Source organism: uncultured Pontibacter sp., assembly GCF_947495565.1.
Taxonomy (GTDB): Bacteria; Bacteroidota; Bacteroidia; order Cytophagales; family Hymenobacteraceae; genus Pontibacter.
In genome coordinates this window covers 1-3976 of record NZ_CANLZM010000030.1, presented here as the reverse complement: position 1 = coordinate 3976, position 3976 = coordinate 1, and the positions used below count along the sequence as shown (strand labels likewise).

Below are 3976 nucleotides of genomic sequence, written 5' to 3'. Positions count from 1 at the left end.
AGAGAACTTCAAGGCTTTTATTCTGCTGGCTTGTATGCTGATTCTGCTTAAACAATTTATGAGATAGCTTCTAGTAAGGATTATATACCAGTAGGATCAGGCACTACTATCACAGTAACACCAGGTGAAAATAGTATTATATTCACCTGGTGTCACTGTGATCATTTCAAATTTTTTAATGCCAGCACTATAGGTACCAGCTGATAAAAGGTACTGAAGCTTTGGCCGGGGCAGGACTGGCTTAGTGCCCAGAGTTCCTTACAATTTTAGCTAAAAGGATGAAAAAAGAAGCAGCCCTCAAAGGATAAAGTGCAGAAAAGCGGCCGCACGTATGGTGAGTCGGAGAAGCATAAAATTACTTGAAGAAGTCAATGTAAGCTTGCTTTGCTACCGGACCGTAGCCAAAATTATGACCTGAACTGAAATGGGTAGATGCCTGAGTTAGTGAGCTATGTTTACTTAGATTGCAGTCTTTACAAATAACGCATGATATCATAGCTAACGACAAGCCAGAGGCAGGCGCCATTATGCTGTGTCTGTTCTTCCTTTATAAACCTACTAAGAAGTAGGGTAGCAATTTTTACTTTCTCAACTTGATGTTTGCTGATTAAATTAGTAAATTTGATTATAGGAAAAGATATAAACCTCAAATGGAGGAAAATTCGGGTGTCCGCTGTATTATTAGAGTAATAAGTGATTGATAATGAATATGTTGAGGCTTGAGTTCGAATCCCTTGCTCTCTGCCGGTAGCGATACCAAAACCAGCAAAAAGCCCGTAAGTCATTGATTTACGGGCTTTTTTGTTTTTAGTCCCACCTGAATTTTACATTTTCTCTCCTTTCAGAGGCAGCAAATTCGGGTATCTATACTAAATGTAAGGTTAAGTTTCTAAATTTGATGATACTAATTAAATAGCATAAAGATGCGCAGGTGCTGAGCAATCTGTAAAGTCTTACATTAATTGTCGTATTTGAAAGTAAAAGTGAGGTGGGCACCAAAATCAGTACCGTGTTCTAAGCCAGGTGCGCGATATATGGCTTTTCAGCTGCTACACAGGCCTTACCTTCTTTCACGTGCAGCAGCTTCGGGAGCGGCTGAAACTGTAACTCAGTTACGAGTGAAGGAGTTGCTTTTCTCCATGTAGGGCTGCCAGTTCACGATGAGCACCTTCTCGTCTTCGAGCAGCAGGTAGCCGTAGTCGTAGCAGAAGTAATAGGTGTTGCCTTGGCGAGTGCGGTAAAGGTGTGTGAAGTGGCGGAAGTCAAACCCGGCCAGTTGGAGCACCTCCCGTCTGAGAGTGGTCTTGCCCTCTGGACTGTGGCGTTGAAGTACAAAACGGTTATGGCGCAGCTTCGTGTTGATCTCCTTCATCATGCGCTCGCCCTCATTCTGAGCCTTGCGGCTATTTTTGGCAATTGACCGGCACTGGTCGCTGCAAAATCTTTTATCAACCCTTCCTGTAAGCCTCACCCCACAATTTTCGCAAGTTCTCTCATCCATGATTACAATTTAAAGAATTAGCTGTACCCGGGTAAGTCCGGCATACCCGGGTACAGCCGGACTTACCCGGGTATTTTACGACTACTGCGGATTTAGGTGTTTAATTGCGGTTGTAAATTTTAAGCACGATGCAATTTCCGTCTAATCTGCCAGTTATTTATCTCAACACCCTGGAGCATGAAGGCGTTGGATACATTCGCCTCTGGCACAAGCCTAACCCTTTTATTGTTAAGCGACTGAAGGAGGCTGCCTGGATTAAGTATAGCAAGACCTACAAGTGCTTTGTAATGCACCACCGGCCACAGAGCATGGAAATGACCTTCGCGCACTTTCAGGGGCTGGCGAAAGTTAGCACGCAGTACCTGTACCGGCCCAAAAGGCTGAAACCCAGTAAGCTGGTGCCGGTGCTGGCAGGCGGGCGGCAGGGGGAGCCGCTCGGAAAGCTGCCTGATATGCCGGTGGTGAAGCTGCAGCCGATGCTGGTGGAGGAAAACAGAACAATGATCAGCGTTACCTTCCGCTACAGCCAGCAGGTGTATGAGACACTTAAATATAGCAGGCTAGCCACTTGGCAGCGGGAGCAGAAGTGCTTCGCCATACCCGAGGGCGGGCAGCACATTCAGCAACTGGCAGAGGAACTTGAGGGGGTGGGCTGGCTGTGGCTGAGCCAGGAACTGGTGGTGCGCGACGTGGTGCTGCTGCGCAGGCTCTGGGAGCAGACTTACGTAAAGGGGACAGGCTACATCACCTGCCCAATCGATTATCTGGAGAAGCTCTTTCTGCTCAACTACTCCATGAACACGATCCGTACCTACCACAGCCTTCTCTTGCGATTTCTCAACAGCCACAAAGACAGCGGGATAGAGCAGGTCAGAGCTTTTACAGAAGAGGATATCAACCAGTACCACCGGCAGATGGTGCAGGCCGGGGCCTACTCCTGCTCTTTCATCAACCAGTCTATCAATGCCGTTAAGTTCTATTTTCAGCGGGTGCTGGGCCGCCACGAGGTGCAGCTAAATAATGTGGAGCGTCCGGAGAAACCTGAACGGCTGCCCACTGTACTCAGCAAGGAGGAGGTGAAGAAGATACTCTCGGCCACTGACAACCTTAAGCACCGCTGCATGTTGCAGCTACTCTATGCCGGTGGGCTCAGGATTGGCGAGGTGATCAACCTGAAGCTTACTGACGTGAAGTCGGACAGGAACCTGCTGCTTATTAGAGGAGGCAAGGGCAAGAAAGACCGCACCACGGTGCTGTCGCAGAAGCTGCTGGAGAACCTGAGGGTGTACTATAAGGAGTACAGCCCGAAAGAGTGGCTGTTTGAGGGGCAGTTTGGAGGACAGTACACGTCAGACAGTCTGCGCAACGTATTTCAGGCCTGCCGTAAAAAAGCGGGTGTGAAAACCAACGCCACACCTCACACTTTACGGCATTCTTTTGCCACGCATTTGCTTGAGCAGGGCACCGACTTGCGCTATATCCAAACCTTGCTTGGGCACAGGAGCAGTAAGACCACCGAAGTATACACGCACGTGACCACCTATGCTTTGGATAAAATTGTTAGTCCACTTGATAATTTATAGAATATAACTATATTAGTGTTGCGCTATGGAAGAGTGGAAAAGAAAGCAAGACCTTAATCTAAAACCCGTAGAAAAGGTGTTAACAGTACTCCACACATAGTGCAGATAGTAGGAGTAGGTACTCCTGCTATACAGTAGTTAGCAAGGAAAAAAGTAATAGAATATAACCTATATTAAATGAAAACACGCGCTCTCTATCTTCTCCTAGTCCTCCTGTGCTTTTCCTCTTGTAAGAAGTGGTTTGCCAATCCCAAAGAAGAGCTTCCAGCTGCCACCATGGAGGGGAAGAACACTTTTGGGGCTCTGGTAAACGGTAAAGTGTGGTTGCCGAAGGGCCGCCCCCATTTCTTTCAATCTAACTTGAATTTTATCTATGATGACCGTGAGCTAGCCATAAGAGCATATAATGTTGAAGATGAGGACTATGAATACATGGATATCTATATGAGTCAGTTGGAGCGCGAAGGCATCTATTATTTAAATGACCCCAAATAGGTATTGCAACTTTCAGTTCAAACTGTACCTACGGAAGCGACGCAGATGTGTATCGAGATGGAAAGTTAGAGATCACGAGGTTCGACCTCACCAACGGTATTATCGCCGGCAAGTTCGAGTTTACGCTAACCAAGCCCGGGTGTGAAACTATTCGGGTTACTGAGGGAAGATTTGATGCAAAGCTTTTCTAAAGAATATCCTTTGCTAACCCTGCACAGGCTCTATACTCGGCTTCGCCTAGTCCAATGCCTGTCCTAAACGTTGGCCGTGATTGGGCTTATTTTCAGATTTTAAAGTGGCGTGTCTTTCATGCTTTTTAGGGGCTGGAGGGCATCAAAGGCCACTAAAGCGGGCAAGCGGCTGGAAAAAGAGCCAAAGGCATGAATGGAGTTTAGGC

At 47.1% G+C, this 3976-nt stretch carries 3 protein-coding genes; 2 read left to right on the top strand and 1 reads right to left on the bottom strand.

Annotated features, from left to right (window positions below):
* Positions 1–1108: 1108 nt before the first annotated feature.
* Positions 1109–1501: a hypothetical protein gene (locus Q1B04_RS19890; protein WP_299762733.1), complete on the bottom strand. Its 393-nt coding sequence runs from the start codon at positions 1499–1501 to the stop codon at positions 1109–1111.
* A gap of 128 nt (positions 1502–1629) precedes the next feature.
* On the opposite strand from Q1B04_RS19890, the gene Q1B04_RS19885 reads away from it, so the two are divergent.
* Positions 1630–3084, top strand: a complete 1455-nt coding sequence (locus tag Q1B04_RS19885) for a tyrosine-type recombinase/integrase (protein ID WP_299762729.1) — start codon at positions 1630–1632, stop codon at positions 3082–3084.
* A 177-nt stretch (positions 3085–3261) separates the two neighbouring features.
* The gene (locus tag Q1B04_RS19880; protein ID WP_299762726.1) at positions 3262–3579 is read left to right on the top strand and encodes a hypothetical protein; all 318 of its coding nucleotides are present in this window, start codon (positions 3262–3264) and stop codon (positions 3577–3579) included.
* Positions 3580–3976: the final 397 nt, after the last annotated feature.